The organism is Pseudoalteromonas luteoviolacea (assembly GCF_001750165.1).
Taxonomy (GTDB): Bacteria; Pseudomonadota; Gammaproteobacteria; order Enterobacterales; family Alteromonadaceae; genus Pseudoalteromonas; species Pseudoalteromonas luteoviolacea_G.
In genome coordinates, this window is sequence record NZ_CP015411.1 from 15237 (window position 1) to 35290 (window position 20054).

Annotated in this window: 20 protein-coding genes; 13 read left to right on the plus strand and 7 right to left on the minus strand. The window is 44.1% G+C overall.

Features of this window, described 5'->3' with window-relative positions; genetic code table 11:
* Nucleotides 1-74 precede the first annotated feature (74 nt).
* The 5 genes from S4054249_RS00055 (at nucleotide 75) to S4054249_RS00075 (ending at nucleotide 6530) form a co-directional block, all read left to right on the plus strand.
* On the plus strand, nucleotides 75-1943 hold the full coding sequence (locus S4054249_RS00055; RefSeq protein WP_046357220.1) for a transglycosylase SLT domain-containing protein: 1869 nt from the start codon (nucleotides 75-77) through the stop codon (nucleotides 1941-1943).
* 105 nt (nucleotides 1944-2048) lie between these two features.
* A complete protein-coding gene (gene pepQ / locus S4054249_RS00060) occupies nucleotides 2049-3371 on the plus strand; it encodes a Xaa-Pro dipeptidase (RefSeq protein WP_046357221.1) in 1323 nt (440 codons plus the stop codon).
* A gap of 89 nt (nucleotides 3372-3460) precedes the next feature.
* Nucleotides 3461-4075 (plus strand): YigZ family protein, encoded by a 615-nt coding sequence (locus S4054249_RS00065; RefSeq protein ID WP_046357222.1) that lies wholly within the window; start codon nucleotides 3461-3463, stop codon nucleotides 4073-4075.
* Between the two features lie 83 nt (nucleotides 4076-4158).
* Nucleotides 4159-5610 (plus strand): TrkH family potassium uptake protein, encoded by a 1452-nt coding sequence (locus tag S4054249_RS00070; protein WP_046357223.1) that lies wholly within the window; start codon nucleotides 4159-4161, stop codon nucleotides 5608-5610.
* Nucleotides 5611-5852: 242 nt separating this feature from the next.
* The gene (locus tag S4054249_RS00075; RefSeq protein WP_046357224.1) at nucleotides 5853-6530 is read left to right on the plus strand and encodes a flagellar brake domain-containing protein; all 678 of its coding nucleotides are present in this window, start codon (nucleotides 5853-5855) and stop codon (nucleotides 6528-6530) included.
* A 42-nt stretch (nucleotides 6531-6572) separates the two neighbouring features.
* Here the strand turns inward: S4054249_RS00075 and trkA are convergent, their stop codons facing one another.
* Genes trkA through def form a run of 4 tightly spaced genes read right to left on the minus strand, consistent with a single transcriptional unit; the run spans nucleotide 6573 to nucleotide 10734 of the window.
* Nucleotides 6573-7949, minus strand: a complete 1377-nt coding sequence (gene trkA / locus S4054249_RS00080) for a Trk system potassium transporter TrkA (RefSeq protein WP_039611126.1) — start codon at nucleotides 7947-7949, stop codon at nucleotides 6573-6575.
* 18 nt (nucleotides 7950-7967) lie between these two features.
* Nucleotides 7968-9251, minus strand: coding sequence for a 16S rRNA (cytosine(967)-C(5))-methyltransferase RsmB (gene rsmB, locus S4054249_RS00085; RefSeq protein WP_046357225.1), 1284 nt, complete (start codon nucleotides 9249-9251; stop codon nucleotides 7968-7970).
* Nucleotides 9251-10195 carry a methionyl-tRNA formyltransferase gene (gene fmt / locus S4054249_RS00090; protein ID WP_046357226.1) on the minus strand — a complete coding sequence of 315 codons (945 nt, stop codon included), beginning with the start codon at nucleotides 10193-10195 and terminating at the stop codon, nucleotides 9251-9253. Before fmt ends, rsmB begins: the two co-directional genes overlap by 1 nt.
* Nucleotides 10196-10224: 29 nt before the next feature.
* Nucleotides 10225-10734: a peptide deformylase gene (gene def, locus S4054249_RS00095; protein ID WP_039611123.1), complete on the minus strand. Its 510-nt coding sequence runs from the start codon at nucleotides 10732-10734 to the stop codon at nucleotides 10225-10227.
* Between the two features lie 116 nt (nucleotides 10735-10850).
* Here def and S4054249_RS00100 point away from each other — a divergent pair, with 116 nt between their 5' ends.
* The 6 genes from S4054249_RS00100 (at nucleotide 10851) to hemF (ending at nucleotide 15784) form a co-directional block, all read left to right on the plus strand.
* Nucleotides 10851-11963 carry a LysM peptidoglycan-binding domain-containing protein gene (locus S4054249_RS00100; RefSeq protein WP_046357227.1) on the plus strand — a complete coding sequence of 371 codons (1113 nt, stop codon included), beginning with the start codon at nucleotides 10851-10853 and terminating at the stop codon, nucleotides 11961-11963.
* A 24-nt stretch (nucleotides 11964-11987) separates the two neighbouring features.
* Nucleotides 11988-13067 (plus strand): DNA-processing protein DprA, encoded by a 1080-nt coding sequence (dprA, locus tag S4054249_RS00105; RefSeq protein ID WP_046357228.1) that lies wholly within the window; start codon nucleotides 11988-11990, stop codon nucleotides 13065-13067.
* 2 nt (nucleotides 13068-13069) lie between these two features.
* Nucleotides 13070-13543 carry a DUF494 family protein gene (locus S4054249_RS00110; protein ID WP_046357229.1) on the plus strand — a complete coding sequence of 158 codons (474 nt, stop codon included), beginning with the start codon at nucleotides 13070-13072 and terminating at the stop codon, nucleotides 13541-13543.
* Nucleotides 13544-13712: 169 nt separating this feature from the next.
* The gene (locus S4054249_RS00115) at nucleotides 13713-14291 is read left to right on the plus strand and encodes a DNA topoisomerase family protein (RefSeq protein ID WP_046357230.1); all 579 of its coding nucleotides are present in this window, start codon (nucleotides 13713-13715) and stop codon (nucleotides 14289-14291) included.
* Nucleotides 14278-14853: a Sua5/YciO/YrdC/YwlC family protein gene (locus tag S4054249_RS00120; protein WP_046357231.1), complete on the plus strand. Its 576-nt coding sequence runs from the start codon at nucleotides 14278-14280 to the stop codon at nucleotides 14851-14853. The genes S4054249_RS00115 and S4054249_RS00120 overlap by 14 nt, the downstream gene beginning before the upstream one ends.
* A 4-nt stretch (nucleotides 14854-14857) precedes the next feature.
* Nucleotides 14858-15784, plus strand: a complete 927-nt coding sequence (gene hemF / locus S4054249_RS00125) for an oxygen-dependent coproporphyrinogen oxidase (RefSeq protein WP_046357232.1) — start codon at nucleotides 14858-14860, stop codon at nucleotides 15782-15784.
* Between the two features lie 61 nt (nucleotides 15785-15845).
* Here the strand turns inward: hemF and S4054249_RS00130 are convergent, their stop codons facing one another.
* Together S4054249_RS00130 and S4054249_RS00135 are read right to left on the minus strand one after the other, a co-directional pair.
* On the minus strand, nucleotides 15846-17453 hold the full coding sequence (locus S4054249_RS00130) for a methyl-accepting chemotaxis protein (protein WP_046357233.1): 1608 nt from the start codon (nucleotides 17451-17453) through the stop codon (nucleotides 15846-15848).
* Nucleotides 17454-17556: 103 nt separating this feature from the next.
* Nucleotides 17557-18018, minus strand: a complete 462-nt coding sequence (locus S4054249_RS00135; RefSeq protein WP_046357234.1) for a group II truncated hemoglobin — start codon at nucleotides 18016-18018, stop codon at nucleotides 17557-17559.
* Between the two features lie 26 nt (nucleotides 18019-18044).
* Here S4054249_RS00135 and aroE point away from each other — a divergent pair, with 26 nt between their 5' ends.
* Together aroE and S4054249_RS00145 are read left to right on the plus strand one after the other, a co-directional pair.
* Nucleotides 18045-18854: a shikimate dehydrogenase gene (gene aroE / locus S4054249_RS00140; protein ID WP_046357235.1), complete on the plus strand. Its 810-nt coding sequence runs from the start codon at nucleotides 18045-18047 to the stop codon at nucleotides 18852-18854.
* Nucleotides 18855-18856: 2 nt separating this feature from the next.
* Entirely contained in the window at nucleotides 18857-19096 is a 240-nt protein-coding gene (locus tag S4054249_RS00145) for a DUF1488 domain-containing protein (protein WP_039611114.1), read from the plus strand.
* Here S4054249_RS00145 and S4054249_RS00150 read toward each other — a convergent pair.
* Nucleotides 19082-19615 (minus strand): gamma carbonic anhydrase family protein, encoded by a 534-nt coding sequence (locus S4054249_RS00150; protein WP_187301395.1) that lies wholly within the window; start codon nucleotides 19613-19615, stop codon nucleotides 19082-19084. The two genes, S4054249_RS00145 and S4054249_RS00150, sit on opposite strands and share 15 nt — an antisense overlap.
* Between the last annotated feature and the right edge of the window lie 439 nt (nucleotides 19616-20054).

A 20054-nucleotide genomic window follows, 5' to 3' on the forward strand; every position in this document is an offset into this window, starting at 1 on the left:
CTAGATATACAACGCATTTATGTAAAGTATAGGTCACCATGAAATTACGGATCTCTCGGTTTTTTAGTACGGGTATGTGCGCTTTTTTCACTTTGTTAAGTACCCACGGGTATGCACAAAAACCCCATCAAGATTTTATTCAGGCTGAGCGTATTGCTTGGTCTGGAAATTACAATAAATTTAAACAGGCATTGGATGAGCTTGACCATCCATTGAAGCCTTATGTCGAGATGACGTTTTATAAACGTCATCCTAAATTAAAATATCAGACAGAAATTAGTCAGTTTTTATCGGTTTATGACCACACGCCACTAGATTGGCCTGTGCGCAAAAGTTGGCTGAATTATTTAAAAAAACGGGGCAAAAAAGCCTTATTTATTAATCATTTTCAAGAAACAAAAAACGCTGAACTCAACTGTACGTATTTACAATTTCAATTGGATTTAGGTGCACCCAAAAAAGCCATTTTGGATCAAGTGGAACCCTTATGGGTGGTGGGTAAATCACAACCTAAAGCGTGTGACAAGCTATTTTCACAGTGGCAAAAAGCAGGTTATCGTTCACAGGCGTTAATTTGGCAGCGCATAACCAAAGCCGCGCAGGGCGGGCAAACCTCGTTAATTAAGTACTTAAAAACCTTATTGCCAAGTAATGAAGCGTATCTTGCTGATTTATATGTGGCGGTTCGCAGAAACCCAAGTGCGTCAGCAGGGTTATATCGCTATAAACAACGCAGCCAAAAAGAAAGTGAAATTGCAGTGTATGGCGTCAGACGACTTATTTGGCGAGATCCGAAGCTGGCGCTGAGGGCATGGGATAAACTGCAACGAATGTTTGAATTTAGCCAAGCACAAAAAGACAGTGTGGCTTATCGCTTTGCCTTGGCGTTGGCATCAAAAGGCCACGAACAAGCGCGCTTTTGGTTAAATAAAGTACCTGCTGAATTGCAAGATGTGAAGCTCCGTCAATGGCTGATGAGTAATATGCTCAAAGAGCAAGATTGGGAAGGGATAGCAGCACTGTTTACTGGTATGGAAAACTTGAGTAATGGACAAACTTATTGGCTCGGTTATAGCTATTTTAAACGTGGAGAGTCGGCCAAAGCGACATCACTTTGGCAGTCACTGGCCAATAAGCGAGATTATTATGGTTTTCTGGCAGCTGCGCGACTTAACTTGCCGCCATCAATGAATGCACAGTCGTTAGATGTCAATGAACAAACCTTAGCCAGTGTGTCACAAGCGCCCGGTTTTAAACGGGCAAAAGCATTGTATGAGTTAGAGCGTTTTACGCATGCTCGCAGAGAGTGGAACTATTTAACTAACACCTCCAGTACGGAAGAAAAGCTTGCTGCATCGATATTGGCCGCAGAATTAGACTGGTATGACAGCACCATTTACACCCTAGCGCAGATTAAAGCATGGAACTATGTCGATTTACGTTTCCCGATGGCGTTTGACAGTTTGTTTGAGCGTTATAGTGAGCGAAATCGGGTTGATCTCGCTTGGAGTTATGCGGTAGCACGTCGTGAAAGTAGTTTTGCGCCGGATGCGAGATCCTCCGCTGATGCTTATGGCTTGATGCAGATGCTGCCGAGCACAGCCCGTTACGTGGCGAAAAAGCGTGTCTCTAAGAAGCAGTTGATGACACCGTCTATTAATATCCGTCTTGGGACGGATTATTTGGAGTATTTAAAGCGTAAAACGAAGGGCAATGAAATATTGGCGACCGCTTCTTATAACGCGGGTTATCACAGAGTGAAACGCTGGGTACCGGATGAAGCCATGCCTGCTGAATTATGGATTGAGCTTATTCCATATCGAGAAACTCGGGACTATGTGAAAAATGTGATGGCGTATCGGCAGGTCTATCATACCAAGCTTGGCCGAGAGGGTAATGTGTTGGCAGGGATCTTGGATATGAGTATAGGCGGCAATCGTTAAGCTTCATGCTTGATTAGTCGTTTCTAGGAGTTGGCATGGCATCGTTTTTGAGACAGTGCTATGTTAGACTCAAGCATAATTGAACAGAATTAATATGGGTACACTGTGGACACATTAGCAAATTTGTATGCAGAGCATATCACGACGCTTCAGGCGCGTACTAAAGCCATCGTTGATCGCGAAGGCCTAGATGGCTTAGTCATTCATTCCGGCCAAGCCAAACGTCAGTTTTTGGATGATATGTATTATCCATTCAAGGTGAACCCGCAGTTTAAAGCTTGGTTACCGGTCATCGATAATCCACACTGTTGGTTAGTGGTCAATGGCACAGATAAGCCCAAACTGATTTTTTATCGCCCTGTGGATTTTTGGCACAAAGTCCCTGATGAACCAAACGATTTTTGGGCGCAGCATTTCGATATTACGTTGCTAGTTCACCCTGAGCAGGTTGAAAAACTGCTACCTTACGACAAAGAGAAGTTTGCCTACATCGGTGAATACCTAGAGGTCGCGCAGGCGCTTGGTTTTGGTCAAATGAACCCAGAGCCTGTGATGAACTATCTGCATTATCATCGCGCCTACAAAACACAATATGAGCTGACCTGTCTGCGTGAAGCTAACCGTATTGCAGTACTTGGCCACCAAGCAGCGAGAGATGAGTTTTATGCTGGTGGATCTGAGTTCTCTATTCAGCAGGCGTATTTGAATGCGACTGCACATATGGAAAATGATACGCCTTATGGCAATATCGTGGCGCTTAATCAGCACTGTGCGATTTTGCACTACACGCATTTTGAACGTCAGGCTCCGAGCAAGCATCTCTCATTCTTAATTGATGCAGGTGCCAACTTCAATGGTTATGCATCAGACATCACGCGCACCTATGACTTTGCAAAGCAAGGGCAATTTGCAGAAATGGTAGATGCGTTAAACCAGCATCAAATTGCGCTTGGCAATGCACTTGAGCCAGGCAAACTATACGGTGATTTACATATTGATTGTCATCGTCGTATGGCGCAAATTCTGTCTGATTTTAAAGTGGTGAATTTAGGTGCTGATGAGATTGTAGAGAAGGGTATCTCATCTACATTCTTCCCACATGGGTTGGGCCATCATATTGGCTTGCAGGTACATGACATGGGCGGCTTTATGGCTGATGAGCAAGGTACCCATCAGGCTCCACCTGAAGGTCATCCGTTCTTACGTTGTACACGACGTATAGAAGCCGGGCAGGTATTTACGATTGAGCCTGGTTTATATTTCATTGATTCGCTCCTTGGCGATTTAGCGAAAGGAGAACATGCGCAGCATATCAATTGGGATAAGGTTGACCAGTTTAAGCCGTATGGCGGGATCCGTATTGAAGACAACATCATTGTTCACGAAGATCGCCTAGAAAATATGACACGCGGCCTCAACTTAGATTAATATGCAGATGTGGCCGTACAGGTTAAGTGCGGCTCTGCGTGTTTTAATAAAAGGAGTCGAAAGGCTCCTTTTTTGCTAGAAAGTATTTTATGTCAGAATATAAAATCCCAACTGAAACCATTTCACACCACGAAGAAATCAAAAAAAGTACGTTTTTGGTGCATGTTGCTCATACCCCTACAGTGGACGATGCAAAAGCTTTTATTCGCAATATTAATGAAGCTTATCCCGATGCGCGTCACAATTGTTGGGCACATGTGGCCGGTGCACCTGGAGGCAGTCATATCTTAGGTTTTTCTGATGATGGTGAGCCAAATGGCACAGCTGGTAAACCCATGTTAAATGTCTTAATGGGCTCTGGTATTGGTGAAATTACCGCGGTGACGACACGTTATTTCGGGGGGATTAAGCTTGGAACCGGGGGCTTAGTACGTGCTTATGGTGGCACGTTGAATAATGCCTTGAATGTGCTGACGACGGCGGTGAAAGTACCGGCAGCAATACTCATAGGTGAGTCCGATTATGCGCTGCAAGGGGTCATTGAGCAGCATTTAGCAAGTCAGTATCAGGTGCTGAGTATTCAGCATACGTTTACAGCTAATATTGGCTGGCAAATAGAGATTGATGCCCGAGAAGCTAAACTTGCCATTCAGTCAATATTTGATTTGACTCACGGCAGTGTGACAATGAAACTACAAAAGTAATTGCTTTGTGGGGTTCTGAGGTTTACTAACGTCTAAGTGTATTAGACAATCAAGTTTAATCATAACAACAAGCGATCTGCGTTATGCAATTTCGTACCATTATAAAAATTCTTGGCCAACTCGTCGCACTGTTTAGTTTGACTATGGTGCCGCCTGCACTAGTGTCTTTGATCTACAAAGATGGTGGTGGTGTGCCCTTTGTTTTGGCTTTTATCTTTAGTGTCTTAATTGGTCTGATGGCCTATTACCCAAACCGAAAAGAACGCGGTGAACTCAAAGCCCGAGAAGGGTTTTTGATCGTGGTGTTATTTTGGTTAGTACTGGGGTCATTTGCATCTGTCCCATTGATTTTCCTCGATGAACCAAATCTCTCTTTTGCTGATGCGGTATTTGAAGCGTTTTCAGGCCTGACAACCACAGGTGCAACGGTATTAACTGGGATTGAATATTTACCTAAGTCAGTGCTCTTTTATCGTCAGCAGCTACAGTGGCTCGGTGGCATGGGGATCATTGTACTTGCGGTAGCTGTGCTGCCCATGCTTGGCGTTGGTGGTATGCAGCTGTATCGTGCAGAGACACCGGGGCCGGTGAAAGATTCGAAAATGACTCCGCGTATTGCAGATACGGCAAAGCACCTTTGGTACATTTATGTGGCATTGACCGCAGCGTGTACATTGGCATACAAGTTTGCTGGCATGGGCTGGTTTGATGCTATTTGTCATGCCTTTGCGACCATTGCGATAGGTGGTTTTTCTACTTATGACGCGTCAATTGGCCACTTTGACAGTCCCATGATTAACTTTATCTGTGTGGTGTTTTTGCTTATTGCGGCGGTTAATTTTTCACTTCATTATGCGGCAGTGGCAAGTCGCAGTGTTCGAGCTTACTTACGTGACCCTGAGTTTAAAGTTTTCCTGTTCATTCAATTAGCACTGGTGGTGATTTGCTTCGCAGTGTTGTCTTCAAATGAAGTGTATGGTGATGGAGATGAGACGCTAGATCATGCTTTATTTCAAGCGGTCTCAATCAGTACAACAGCGGGGTTTGCGACAGATAGCTTTTCGGCTTGGCCGCTGTTTTTGCCTATTTTACTGATTTTTTCCAGTTTTATTGGTGGGTGTGCTGGTTCCACGGGTGGAGGCATGAAGGTTGTTCGGGTTTTTTTGCTGTACTTGCAAGGGATAAGAGAGCTGAATCGTTTGGTCCACCCAAGAGCCATCTACTCGATTAAACTGGGTAGAAAAGCGCTACCAGACAAGGTCGTTGAAGCGGTATGGGGGTTCTTTTCTGCCTATGCGTTGGTTTTTGTGATTATTATGATCGCACTTCTTGGTACTGGCCTCGATAATATCACGGCATTTTCTGCGACGGCGGCGTGTTTGAATAACCTTGGCCCTGGCTTGGGAGATGTAGCAGCACATTATGGTGACATCACCGATACTGCTAAGTGGATTTTGACACTGGCGATGGTATTTGGTCGCTTAGAAATATTCACCTTATTGGTATTATTTACGCCGACATTTTGGCGAGGCTAGTCTTTCAAATTTAGGTAGTTAGACATGGACGCTTGAACAATACTACTGACAGTGCCAGCTTAATTTACATTCCCTCCAAAAGTCTGATGATGGGTTTTTAAACCCATCATCAAGTGTGAAATCCCGCGTAAAAGTTAAAGTTTTTCTCTATCTAGACGATAATTCATAGTAATTATGCGATGGCGTCACAAACTGGTGCCATACTGCAAAAATACACAGCGCAATAGTTAGGGGTATTTAGCATGACTATACAAGAGTTGGCAGAAAATCGTTTGCAGGTATTACAGATGCGAGCGGGAAGTATTGTCGATATGGAGATTGTACTGCCAGCCAATCGCAAGCGGATCAAAACTGAATTTGTGGGTGCGCTTGAGAACCAATTTATTATTTTGAACCATCCCAGCCATCAACGTTTGGGTGCGGCTATGGATTATGTCAAAGAAGGCACAGAGGTGATTGTACGTGCTTTACCTGAGGAAGGTGATGGGCAAATTATCGCTTTCAAAGAAACCATTAAATCAGTGACGACACACCCAGCCAGACTCATTTATCTTTATTATCCTAATGAGGTTCAGACATACAAGTTACGTGCTCAGACACGTATTCCTACGCTTATCCCTGCTGTTTTGAGTGTGGAAGGAAAAAGTGAAGTCGGCGTCATTAAAGATATTTCCCTGGCCGGTCTGATGTTTGACGTACAGAAAACCCACTTGCCAGAAGAGTTAAAAGAATTATCTTGTGAGATTCTCATCGAAGGCAAAGATGCGAAAAAGCTCACGCTTGTTGGTAAGGTATGTAGAGTGAAAGAAAACCAAGAAGATATTGTGTCACTGGGTATTCACTTAGACAGCCAAAATGAACAAGTTCAGGCGATACTCAAAGATTACTTAATTGATATTTCTGTACTGGGCAGTGAGTAGCACTGTATAGAGGGAGATGGCATAGGCCATCTCGACTTGATGTTATACGAACAAGGCACTGACCTGGAATAATTTCTCAACCACACCTATTTGCTTCTTGTCGATTAAGAACATGATCACGTGGTCACCCGATTCAATCACCGTATGATCATGGGCGATCAATACTTCAGAGTCCCTCACAATCGCGCCAATCGTTGTGCCATGTGGCAACTTAATATCGCGGATTGCTCGCCCAACGACTTTAGAGGTGTTTTCATCACCATGTGCAACAGCCTCAATCGCCTCCGCCGCACCTTTTCGTAATGAATAAACATTAACGATATCACCACGGCGGACATGGGTGAGCAGGGCTGAAATGGTGGCTTGTTGCGGCGAAATAGCAATATCAATTTCGCCGCCTTGCACAAGGTCTACATAAGCGCTGCGCTGGATAAGTACCATGGTTTTTTGCGCACCCATACGTTTGGCCAACATAGCAGCCATGATGTTAGCCTCATCGTCATTGGTGACGGCAATAAATACATCTACTTGTTCGATATGCTCTTCTGATAATAATTCTTGATCAGACGCATCACCACAAAAAACGACCGTATTATCGAGCATTTCAGAGAGCTGAGATGCGCGGCTGTGATTGCGTTCGATGAGCTTCACACTGTGGTTTTTTTCTAACGAGCGGGCCAGGCCTGCACCGATGTTACCGCCACCCGCTATCATGATTTTTTTATACGACTGCTCTAGCTTTTGAAGCTCGTTCATGACGGCACGAATGTGTTTCGTCGCTGCGATGAAAAAAACCTCATCGTCCGCTTCTATGACGGTCGTTCCTAAGGGCTTGATGGCTTTACCTTGGCGATAAATCGCCGCGACTCGAGTATCAACATTAGGAATGTGCTCTTTGAGTGCTGACAGTGCATAGCCAACCAATAAACCACCGTAGTACGCTTTTACTGCGACCAATGACAGCATACCATCTGCAAATTGCAGTACTTGTAGCGCACCTGGATAATCAATTAGGCGACGAATATATTTTGTCACCAATTGCTCTGGCGCAATGTAATGGTCAACTGGTAAGTCGTCGTTGTGAAATAACTTTTCACGGTAATCTAAATATTGCTCGGAGCGGATCCGAGCAATTTTGGTTGGTGTATTGAAAATACTATAGGCGACTTGGCATGCAACCATATTGACTTCATCTGAGCTGGTGACCGCAATGATCATATCGGCATCTTCGGCCCCCGCTTGTCTGAGTACTTCTGGGTGTGCACTATGGCCATTGACGCCTTGCAGATCGTATTTATCCTGTAATTCACGTAAGCGTTCACCGTCGATATCGACGACGGTAATTTCGTTTTGCTCACCAACTAGGTTTTCTGCAAGTGTACCGCCAACTTGTCCTGCGCCTAAAATAATGATTTTCATAGCTTAAACTTACAACGTTTAGAGTTTTTGCAACTTGGCGTAATAGAAGCCATCCGTGGTGCCTGGCAGTAATTGTAAGCCGGGCTGTGCAACCTTGTCATCGACATGCAATGCAATGTGCTTTGCGTCCTCTGTACGTGATAAAAATGCATTGATCTGCTGGTGGTTCTCCTCAGGCAATACAGAACAGGTTGCATATACCAAGGTACCGCCTGATTTTAGCAATGGCCAGATATTATCGAGTATCTTTGCTTGTAATTTCGCTAGCTCGTCAATGTCTGCAGCGCGTCGTAGCCACTTAATATCTGGATGGCGACGGATCACACCAGTTGCAGAACAAGGTACGTCTAACAGAATACGATCAAATTGCTCGTCTTGCCACCAGTTATCCGGCTCATCCGCGAGTCCATGTACACACTGGGCCGTCAACGATAAGCGGGTAAGATTTTCCGTGACACGTTCTAAGCGTTTCTCGTCAGCATCTAATGCAGTAACCTGAGCGTCTGCAATTTCTAATATATGACACGTTTTTCCACCCGGTGCCGCACATGCATCTAGAATATTGTCACCATCTTGTGGTGATAATAAACGAGCCGCCATCTGCGCTGCGGCATCTTGCACTGAACTTGCACCAGAAGTAAAACCTGGTAGTTTCGCCACATCTACTGGACGGGTCAGTAAAATACCGTCTTCGTATTGTGGGTCTATAGTGTAAGCAATATCAGCGTTATCGAGTTGCTCTGCATATTGACTCGTACTCGCTTGGCGCTGATTTACACGCAGCCACATGGGGGCTTGTCGCTGGTTTTCCTCAAGGATCTCAGTCCAAGTGTCTGGGTAGGCAGCCTGCAGTTTTTTGATAAACCAACTCGGGTGATTGTACTGACATACCATGATTTCATTGGCACTTTGCTCAAGCGTTGTCTGTTGGCGTTGAAAGTTACGCAAAACCGCATTGACTAAGCCTTTCATTCCAGGCGCACCGAGTGGTTTGAGTGCATTTACCGTTTCGGCGACAGCTGCATGAGCGGGTACGCGCATATGCTGAAGCTGATAAATACCGACATAGAGCAAAAACTGGAATACGCGGCGTTTTCCTCGCAGCGGTTGCTCTAGTAATTGCTGGCAATAATTTTCAAGACTGGGCAAATAGCGCAAAACGCCATAACACATTTGTTGTAATAGTGCGCGGTCCTTAGGTGGCAGTTTTTGGCTTGCATAAGGTAGCTGTGCTGTGAGCGATTGTCCTTTATCGACCACTTGAAATAGCGTTTGTGCTGCTAGTGCGCGTACATTGGCCATTAGGCACCTACCTTATTACCTGGTGTAACCCACTCAGCACGGCCATTTAAAAAGTCTTGAGCCGACATTGGCTTTTTGCCTTGAGGTTGAAGTTGGGTAATTTGTAAAGCATGGGTGCCACAAGCAACGACAATGCCTTGCTTATCTGCGCTGAGCACGGTGCCAGCTTCGCCTTGTTGATCGATGACGCTTGCCTGCCAAATTTTTACTGTCTGCGATTGCATCTGCGTAAAGCACATTGGCCAGGGGTTGAATGCTCTGATATTGCGCTCAATTTGTTCTGCGTCCATTGTCCAGTCGATATCGGCTTCTTGTTTAGACAACTTTTTAGCATAGTTCGAAGATGCGTCATCCTGAACTTCTGGCGTGATATTTCCTGCACCAAGCGCGTCTAAAGTCTCTACCAAGGCCGAGGGCCCCAACTCAGCAAGCTTGGCATATAGACTTGCACTGGTTTCGTGAGCGTCTATCGGGCACGTGGCGATATGTAGCATATCACCTGTATCCAAGCCTTCATCCATTTGCATGATGGTCACGCCGGTTTCTTTATCTCCAGCCCAAATAGCACGTTGAATGGGGGCTGCGCCACGCCAACGAGGTAAGATTGAACCGTGCACGTTAAGGCAGCCAAGTTTAGGCGTCTCCAATATGGCTTTTGGTAGTAAAAGCCCATAGGCAACCACGACCATCACATCAGCATTTAACGCAGCCAGTTGTTGAGCCGCTTCGTCGCTTTTTAAGGAGGCTGGCTGGATAACTGGCAGGTCATGTTCTAAAGCAAGTGTTTTCACTTCACTGGCTTTTAGTTTTTTTCCGCGACCAGCTGGTTTGTCTGGTGTGCTGTACACTGCGACCACGTCATGATGGGAGTCGAGCAATGCTTGAAGGTGGCGTGCAGCAAAATCTGGCGTGCCCGCAAATACTATACGCAAAGGGTTACTCACGAATAAATTATCCAATTAAATAAATTTGATTATGCTTTTGCCGCTAGGCGTGCTTCTTTTTCAATTTTCTTCTTGATGCGTTGGCGCTTTAGTGGCGACAAGTAATCAATAAACAGCTTGCCAGCAAGGTGGTCTAGCTCATGTTGCACGCAATTAGACAGCAGTTCTTGTGCATCGAATTGGTACTCTTCACCATGTTCGTTAAGTGCCTTTACGGTGACTTTTTCCGCGCGATCTACTTTTGCATAAGAGTAAGGCACTGATAAACAGCCTTCCTCGCAAACCATAGTGCCTTCTGATGAGATGATTTCTGGGTTTATTAAAACGTATGGCTCGTTGCGCTCTTCTGACACATCAATGACGACAATGCGCTGATGAATATCAACTTGCGTTGCAGCTAAACCAACACCGTTTTCGTCATACATGGTTTCTAGCATGTCTTTAACGATTTGACGGATTTCATCATTTACTTCTTCCACAGGCTTTGCCACTGTACGCAAACGCTCATCGGGAAATTTAAGCACTTCTAACTTTGCCATAGATACCTTTTACAGTCGTTATAAATGGGGTAATGTATGGTCTTATTTTAGCCATTCACGTTCCCCTTTAACAGGTTTTGGTGGATAATATCTAAAAATAACTCAAGGAATTCGGAATGAAATCTCAAATTGCAGCCTTGATCATGGCCGCCGCCGCGGTTTCCCCTGCTATTGCCGACACATTAACGGTTAAATCAGACGCACCTAAGCGCTATGTAGTGAAAAAAGGCGACACGCTGTGGGACATTTCGAGTTTATATTTACGTAGCCCATGGAAGTGGCGTCAGTTATGGCAGAAAAATCCACAAATTGATAATCCGCATTTGATTTACCCCGGTGATATTTTATCTTTGGGTTTGGACGAAAATGGTAATCCGATATTAATAATTGATAAGGGGGTAAGAAAACTATCCCCGCATGTGCGTATCATTGCAGAGAAGGGCACTGCAATACCAACGCTTCCTTTATCTGTTTTAGAGCCGTATTTAAGCTATGACCAAGCGCTTGATAAAGATGATTTGGCGGAATTCCCAATTGTACTTGGCTCTGATAAAAACTTTAAAATGAGCATTACCGGTCATTTATTGTATGTGAAGGGTAATTTGTTACAAGGCGGTAATTATGGCATTTACCGTCAGGGCGATGCATACAAAGATGGATCGCGCACTTTGGCTTATGAAACCGTTTTAGTTGGCACAGCTCGGGCTTTAAAGTCAGGGAATATTGAGGATGGGATACCCAGCACGGTAAAAGTTGAGGCAGTTAAGCGCGAGATAAAAGCGGGCGACTTTCTGATGCCACTTCCTCAAGGGCAGGATCTTAAAGCTACTTTTAAAATGAGTAAGCCCAGTCAACCTGTCGAAGGTGCAATTATCGCCAGCAGCAATAAACATAGTGAATTTGGCCCTTTATCGGTCGTGGTACTTAATGTTGGCAGTGAACAGCAATTGGTTGAGGGAAGCGTATTAGATATTTTGCGCCAGTCTCCGACTGTGGTTGAACGTAATGGCACGCCTAAGTACCTCGAAGACTCGAGTAGCCTTGATAAATTAATTGGGGACATTGGGTCTTGGTTTGGTGAGGAAAACAGTGAGGACAGCACTGTTTGGCATATGCCCAGCGAAAAAGTGGGCGAACTAATGCTATTTAAAGTCTATGACAATATAAGTTATGCAATGGTGATGAAGACAACACAGCCTATTCAGGTGGGAGACAGCGTAACCAATTAAATCGATATTGCTCAAGGAGGGAGCATGGAACATTTATCATTGAGAGATGCGGTGGCCTTATATTTGTGCCATGGTATTGGTGTGAGTACTATTACCGCGCTCACATACAAAATCAATGTGTCTGATATTTTTTCACTTTCTAAATCAGCACTTTGCCAGTTAGGGCTAAATGAAAATGTGGCGCAGCAAATACATCGTATCGATTGGTTTAAAGTCGATCGTATTTTAGCGCAATGTGCGGCATTAAATATTCAAATCATTCATTACTTCGATACCCACTATCCAGATTCATTGACGCATATTTGCAGCCCGCCATGGTTACTGTTTTGTCGCGGAGACAGTGCTTTATTGCATCAGAAGCAAATTGCCATTGTTGGCAGCCGAAGTGCATCGCGTATGGGTATGGACATTAGCTATGACTTTGCAAAACAATTAGGCGACGCTCATTTTGTTATCACTTCCGGTATGGCAAGAGGTATAGATGGTGCGGCACATAACGGGGCACTAAACAGCACTCATAAAACGATTGCGGTACTGGGTACTGGTGCAGATGTTATTTATCCTAAGCGTCACGATGAGTTGTATTGGCGTATTGTCGAGCACGGACTTATTGTTAGCGAGTTTTTACCTGGGACAAAGCCTCACGGAACTAATTTCCCCAGACGCAATCGAATCATATCAGGGCTTTCTTTGGGCGTGCTATTGGTTGAAGCCGAGATTAAAAGCGGTTCATTGGTTACTGCGCGATATGCCATTGAGCAAAATAAGGAGGTATTTGCGATCCCAGGCTCAATTCGTCATAGTTTATCTGAAGGGTGTCACTTTTTAATAAAGCAAGGTGCGAAGCTGACTGAAAATGTCAGCGATATTATCGAAGAGGTGAGCTTTTTACCCGAAAACAGTCTATATATTATAGAAAGTGAGAAAAAACAGGAGACTTGCCCCATTTTGCAAAATCTCGGCTATGAGGTAACTGACGTCGATACCTTAGCGCAGAGGACCCAGTGGCCAGTAGAGCAAGTACTTGCGAGATTATTGGACTTAGAGCTTGAAGACAAAGTAGAACGTGTATTAAACGGCTACATCAAATTAGCGAGGGGTTAAACATGTTTGATATCCTGATGTATTTATTTGAAAATTATATTCACAGCGAAGCGGATATCTTCGTAGAGCAAAATCAATTAACAGACGAACTTGTCGGTGCGGGCTTTGACCAAGCTGAGATTTATAAAGCGCTCGATTGGTTGGAGCAATTAGCAGATCTTCAACACAGTGACGAATTTCCTTACCTAAACGCAAAGCCAGACTCAGCGATACGCATCTATACGACTGAAGAATGCCGAGTGCTCGATGTAGAATGCCGTGGTTTTTTAATGTTTGTTGAGCAAATAGGCGTAGTTGATAGTACGACCAGAGAAATGGTCGTTGACCGTATGTTGGCACTCGAAAAATCATCTATCTGTTTAGATGATTTAAAATGGGTGATTTTAATGGTGCTATTTAACGTACCTGGAAAAGAGCATGCTTATGCACAAATGGAAGACTTAATCTTCGAGCAACCATCAGGGTTACTACACTAAACTGTTTACGGCATATTTGAACTATCAAAGTGCCGTTGCAAATTCATGTCCCCAGCTTTTTAAATCTGTCAAATGTGCTCATAGCGACTAATATAAGTGTAATTTTATTGTCCTTATATTGATACACGCAGTAAAATAGCGCAAAGCATGCACAGTGAAGGTAAGAAAAATGAGTAAAATTGATCACTCTCTTTTTAATGCAGACAAACATGCATTAGAGAAAGAGTATGAGATCTGTCCTAAATGTGGTTCAGAGCTGGTGGTCAAACACTCCAAAAATGGGGCATTTCTCGGTTGTGCCAATTACCCAACATGCGATTATATGCGTGCGTTTGCTCATCATGAGAGTAACGAAATCAAAGTGCTAGATGATGCACCTTGTCCAGAGTGTGGTCGAGCATTGGTGATCAGGAATGGTCGATACGGCATGTTTATTGGGTGTACAGGTTACCCAGAATGTGACTTCATTGTGCATGAAGAAGAGGAACAAGCTGATTCGCTTCCTCAGTGCCCTAAGTGCAATAAAGGGCATTTACAGAAAAGACAGAACAAGTACGGCAAGTTTTTTTATGCGTGTGATGCTTATCCTAAATGCAAATATAGTTTGAACCAGTATCCCGTCGCACATCAGTGTGAGCAATGTGATTGGCCTGTAATGGTGCAAAAAAAGCGGGCTGGAAAAGCTATGTTACAATGCCCGCAAAAAGCTTGTCAGCATATGATTGAGGATCCCTATGAGTCACAATGAAAATCAAACAGCTAAGCCGCAGTCGGCGATTGAAGCATTGCAGCAAGGTGAGCTGATCTGTTATCCCACCGAGGCCATTTTTGGTTTGGGGTGTGATCCGGATAGCGAAAGTGCAGTGCATAAACTGTTAGCATTAAAGGAGCGTCCTATTGAAAAAGGCCTTATCCTAATTGCTGATAATTTTGCTCAATGTTTAGCATATGTCGATGATGCAAAAATTCCGATGGATAAACGTGCAGAGATTTTTTCTGCTTGGCCAGGGCCTGTCACGTGGGTTCTGCCTGCTAAATCGACGACACCTAAATGGCTAACGGGTGAACATACAAGCATTGCTGTTCGTGTGACCGATCACCCCGTCGTTAAGCAATTGTGTCAGGATTTTGGAAAACCGCTTGTATCTACCAGTGCAAACTTTAGTGGTGAAGAACCTGCAATGACCATAGATGAAGCAAAAGCTATGTTTAATGAACGTGTTGGCTTTTATCAAGAGGGAGCGCTCGGCGGCCGTACTGCACCGAGTCAAATTCGTGATGCTATGACAGGTAAAGTATTTAGGAGCTAAGCGCGTGAGCAAAGTGAACTTAGAAACGGTCAAGGAATTCTTGTTGCAACTGCAAGATGCTATTTGTGCTGGTCTAGAAAAAGCTGACGGCAGCGGCAAATTTGTGGAAGATAAGTGGGAGCGTGTAGAAGGCGGTGGTGGTCGAACACGAGTACTTAGAGGGGGAGACGTCATTGAACAAGGTGGGGTAAATTACTCTCATGTTTTTGGCGCGTCTATGCCTGCATCTGCTACAGCGCATCGACCTGAATTAGCAGGGCGAAGCTTCCATGCCTGTGGCGTTTCTTTGGTTATTCACCCAAAAAACCCACATATACCCACCAGTCATGCGAATGTGCGTTTTTTCATTGCTGAAAAAGAAGGTGAAGAACCGATTTGGTGGTTTGGTGGTGGTTTTGATTTAACGCCGTTTTATCCGCATTTGGAAGATGTTAAGCACTGGCATCAAGTTGCAAAAGACCTATGTGACCCATTTGGTGATGACGTGTACCCGCGTTATAAAAAGTGGTGTGATGATTATTTTTACTTAAAGCATCGAGATGAAACCCGAGGTGTGGGTGGCTTGTTTTTTGATGATCTGAACGAGTGGGGCTTTGATAAGAGTTTTGCCTTTATGAAAGCTGTTGGTGAAGGTTTTTTACCCGCTTATATTCCCATCATGGAACGCAGAAAGGCTTCCCCTGTGACTGAGCAAGAGCGCGAATTTCAGCTCTACCGTCGTGGGCGCTATGTTGAATTTAACTTAGTTTGGGACAGAGGCACATTATTTGGCTTGCAAAGTGGTGGTCGTACGGAGTCCATCTTGATGTCAATGCCGCCCTTAGCAAGATGGGAATATGATTTCACCCCAGAGGCGGGGTCAAACGAAACTAAGTTATATGAACATTATTTAAAACCACAAGATTGGTTGAATATAGACTCGCTCTCATAAATTAGTTGAGCTATTAAAGATTGAGTATTAAAAAAGGAGCGTGATGCTCCTTTTTTGAAGGTTAGTCTAATTTGAATCCTCGCACTTGTTCGTCCAAAGAGCGGGCTAACTCGAGTAGTTCTTCACTGACTCGTTTACTACCATGGGCATCTTCCAAAGATTGTTCGGCATTATCCCGAATGGCGACAACACTTTGGTTTATCTCTTCAGCAGCCTGATTTTGTTGCTCCGTGGCATCGGCGATTTGCACATTGAGCGCATTGATCTCATGCATTTGAGATGAAATATCCTTTAGCGCTTGAGCAACCTGTTGCACTTGCTGTGCGCGATCATCTGCCTCTGCGCAGGAAGCCGTCATTGCGCCGACGGTCTGCTGTGCTTCTTGTTGTAACTTATCTATGGTGCGGCGTATCTCATCGGTTGAGTCATGAGTACGGGTTGCCAGAGTTCTCACTTCATCGGCAACCACTGCAAACCCTCTGCCAGCTTCTCCTGCGCGTGCGGCTTCTATAGCAGCGTTCAGCGCGAGCAAATTCGTTTGCTCTGCGATACTGCTTATCACCTCTAGCACTTTGCCAACGGCCAATGTTTGTGTTTGCAATTGGCTGACTTGATTAGCAGCATCTCGAATATCATCGGCTAATTGGTTGATGCTTTGCTCTGTGGTGTGGGCAATCGACATGCTTTGCTCAGCAAGGTGATTACTACTGTCTGACTTTTCAGAGGCAAAGTGGGTGGTGTTTTTTACTTCACTCGATGAGCTTTCCAGTTGATTGATTGCTGCGGCGACCGAATCTGTTCCTTGTTTTTGTGCTTGTATCGCTTCTTCCGTGGTTTCAGCTGCGGTGTATATATGCTCTGCTGAATGGATCAAAATTTTTGATGAACGGGACACTTCGGCAATGCTCTCTTTAAAGGCAGCCATCATTTTGTTGAAGTTAGTAGCAAGTCGACCTAGCTCATCGTCGATGTCATCATCGATACGTAAACTTAAATCTTGGTTTGAGGTAGCAAGGCGCATGGTTTTGCCAAGCCGCTTTAGGCGAACGATAAACAATTTGCGGAACAAGATACCTAAAATGATGAATGCAGTGGCAAAGATAGTACTTAGCAGTGCAGTACTAAAAACGGTATTTGTATCGACAGTATTATCAATATCGCTCAGAGAGTAGCTGATTTTGACCGCACCTAACACGTCACCTTCTAGCGCTTGATGGCAACCTAAGCAATTTGTGCCTTTGTAATCAGCACTGGCAACCATGGGCTTTAGGTAAGTCATTACCCGTTTATCACCGCTTTGCTCGATGACTAATAGTTCTTCACCTTTGAGGGCTGCATGCTCAGCATCCGTTTGTGGATATTCGTTTGGATTTCCTTGGCCATAAAGCTTATTGACTTGCTCTCCACGCACGATGTGAGCATCTTCAATATTGTCATGGTTACGGAGCTTTTCCCCGAGAATATGCCGATTAGACATAGTGCCGGTGAGCATCATAGTATTGATAGAATCGAAGTAATTATCGGCCAGCAACCGAATATTGGTTTCGACAGTTTGCTCGGCGAGGTTTTTTTGCTGACTACTATTGCTTAGGATACTGGCTATGAGTACCAACACACCAGTAATAGCAAGCAGGGCATATATTTTATGTTGAATAGACTTCACACGCATCGCACCTAAAAGAAATTAAGCATCCATTATGCGTGTGAATAAACCCGTACTATTTGACTCAGCGCAAAAGTGACTTCGCTAATGTTAAATTACAAATAGCACGCTAGTCTTGGTTAATCATGTGTGTTGCTAATTGTGCAAGCGACTTTCTTAAGCCCTCACGCAGTAGTGGGTTATCAATCTCTGCATCTAATGCTTTATCCATGCAATACATCCATTGGTCACGTAGGTCTTGGTTGATAGTAAACGGCATGTGGCGCATTCTGAGGCGCGGATGGCCATACTTTTCGACAAATAAGTCAGGTCCGCCCAACCAACCAGACAAGAATTCAAAAAATACCTGTCGGATCCTATCAAGAGGCAGCGGATGCATATCGTAAAGTGGTTTGGCATAGGGGTCACTCTCCATGACATCATAAAAGCGATTAGCTAAAGCGAGCGCTCCTTTGTCTCCGCCAATTAATTCATAGGGCGTGCGTTCGGGGTTAGGTGCATGATGATTTTGCGATGTCTTAGGATCTTCACTTGCATCTTTATTAAAGATACGTTTTATTAACTGCTTCATTCACTATCACTATTGTTAGGCTAAAAATGGATAAATACGCGGTTTTTGGTAACCCGATAAAGCATTCTAAATCGCCAGAGATTCATGCGCAATTTGCATCTGAACTTAATGAGCAGATTGACTATACCGCTATATTGGCGCCGGTAGATGGCTTTGTCAGTAGTATCAATGCGTTCTTTGCAGATGGCGGACTTGGAGCGAATGTCACTTTACCGTTCAAGGAAGAAGCATTTAATTATGCTGATCTGTTAACTGAGCGGGCAAAATTGGCTGGCGCTGTTAATACATTAAAGCGGCAAGATGATGGAACAGTATTAGGTGATAATACTGATGGTGCTGGCCTAGTATCTGATTTACTGAGACATCAAGTGCAATTACAAGATGCTGTCATTTTGCTCTTGGGCGCTGGTGGTGCAGCAAGAGGGTGTATATACCCATTATTACAGGCTGGCGTTAAATACATCGTAGTAGCAAATCGTACGGTGTCAAAAGCTCAACAACTGGCGAAGCTGTTTGCCCCTTATGGTGAAGTCACAGCTGTGGCACTCAATGAAATCCCACATTTACCTTACACAGGTGTGATAAATTCGACATCCTCGAGCGTCACCGGTGACATACCGAATATTGCAAGTAATGTTGTGGCTCAGACAAGCTGGGGCTACGATATGTTTTATAGCGATACGCAGACGAGTTTTTTAAACTGGATAGCGACACACAATTCAAATTGTCAGCTGATTGACGGTATTGGTATGTTAGTTGGGCAAGCTGCTGAAGCGTACACTGTGTGGCGAGGTAAATCTCCAAATATTGAAGCGGTATTGGAAAGGGTAAAATAATAATGAATCAAGCGGTCTTATTTAATGATGATATTCACTTTGACGCTGCACTTAGTCGATTAGTTTTTACTGCCATGGTTTCTGGCATGATAGTGCCATGTGTGATTGCGGTACCTGCAACGTTAGAAGAACCATTGGTGCATTTTAGAAATCATCAGTTTGATTATGAAATGCAAGCCGAAGAGCTCATAGAAGATGAAAGCTATTCGGCATCAGGTGAAATAGAGTTAACTTTCCTCTAAATACTCATCTTTAAGCTCTACGTAATTTTGCGCGGAGACTTTTAAAAAAGCGAGCTCTTGGTTTGTTAACTTGCGAGCTTGCTTGACGGGACTGCCAACATATAAATAGCCAGATTCCAGTGTTTTATTAGGAGGGACTAGCGCACCGCCACCAATAATGACATCATCTTCAACGGTGACATTGTCCATGACAATCGCACCCATACCGACCAAGATGCGATTACCTAGTTTACAGCCGTGCAGCATAACTTTATGGCCAACAGTCACATCATCACCGATGATCAAAGGGTAACCTTCAGGGTTTGTTTGACTTTTACGTGTTAAATGTAAAACGCTGCCATCTTGAACATTGGTGCGTTCACCAATGGTAATATAATTGACATCGCCACGTGCGGCCACTAATGGCCACACACTGCTATGCTTGCCAATACTAATATCGCCAACCAAAACTGCGCTTTCATCTACATATACCCCTTCTGATAACTTAGGGGCGATACCTTTATACGTTCTTAACATGATTTTAAGGCTCTAAAAAGAAGATAGCACTAGTGTAGAGTTTAATGATTTAAATCTCTACAGGGGGGATAAAAACCTACAAACGAATACTTAATATACATTTTTAGTGTGTTTAGTTCAAAAATTGCACGAGAGATGTGTTTTTATAAGTTTTCTTTAAAAAGTGCTTGCACAATTTCCTCAGCTCCCTATAATGCGCACCCACTGACACGGAGCAACATGCTGAAAAGCAAGAAGCAAAGTGCAGGGTAAAGCCAAACTGAAAGCTTAATTAAAAAATTAAATTTTCTAGTTGACTTTAAAAGTGAAGCGGTTAATATGGCGCTCCACTTCGCAGCAACGCTGCGGTAACTAACCAAGAGTTAGTTACACTGTTCTTTAAAAATATGAAGCAATCATCTGTGTGGGCACTCGTACAGATTGAGTTCTAACAGCTCTTGAT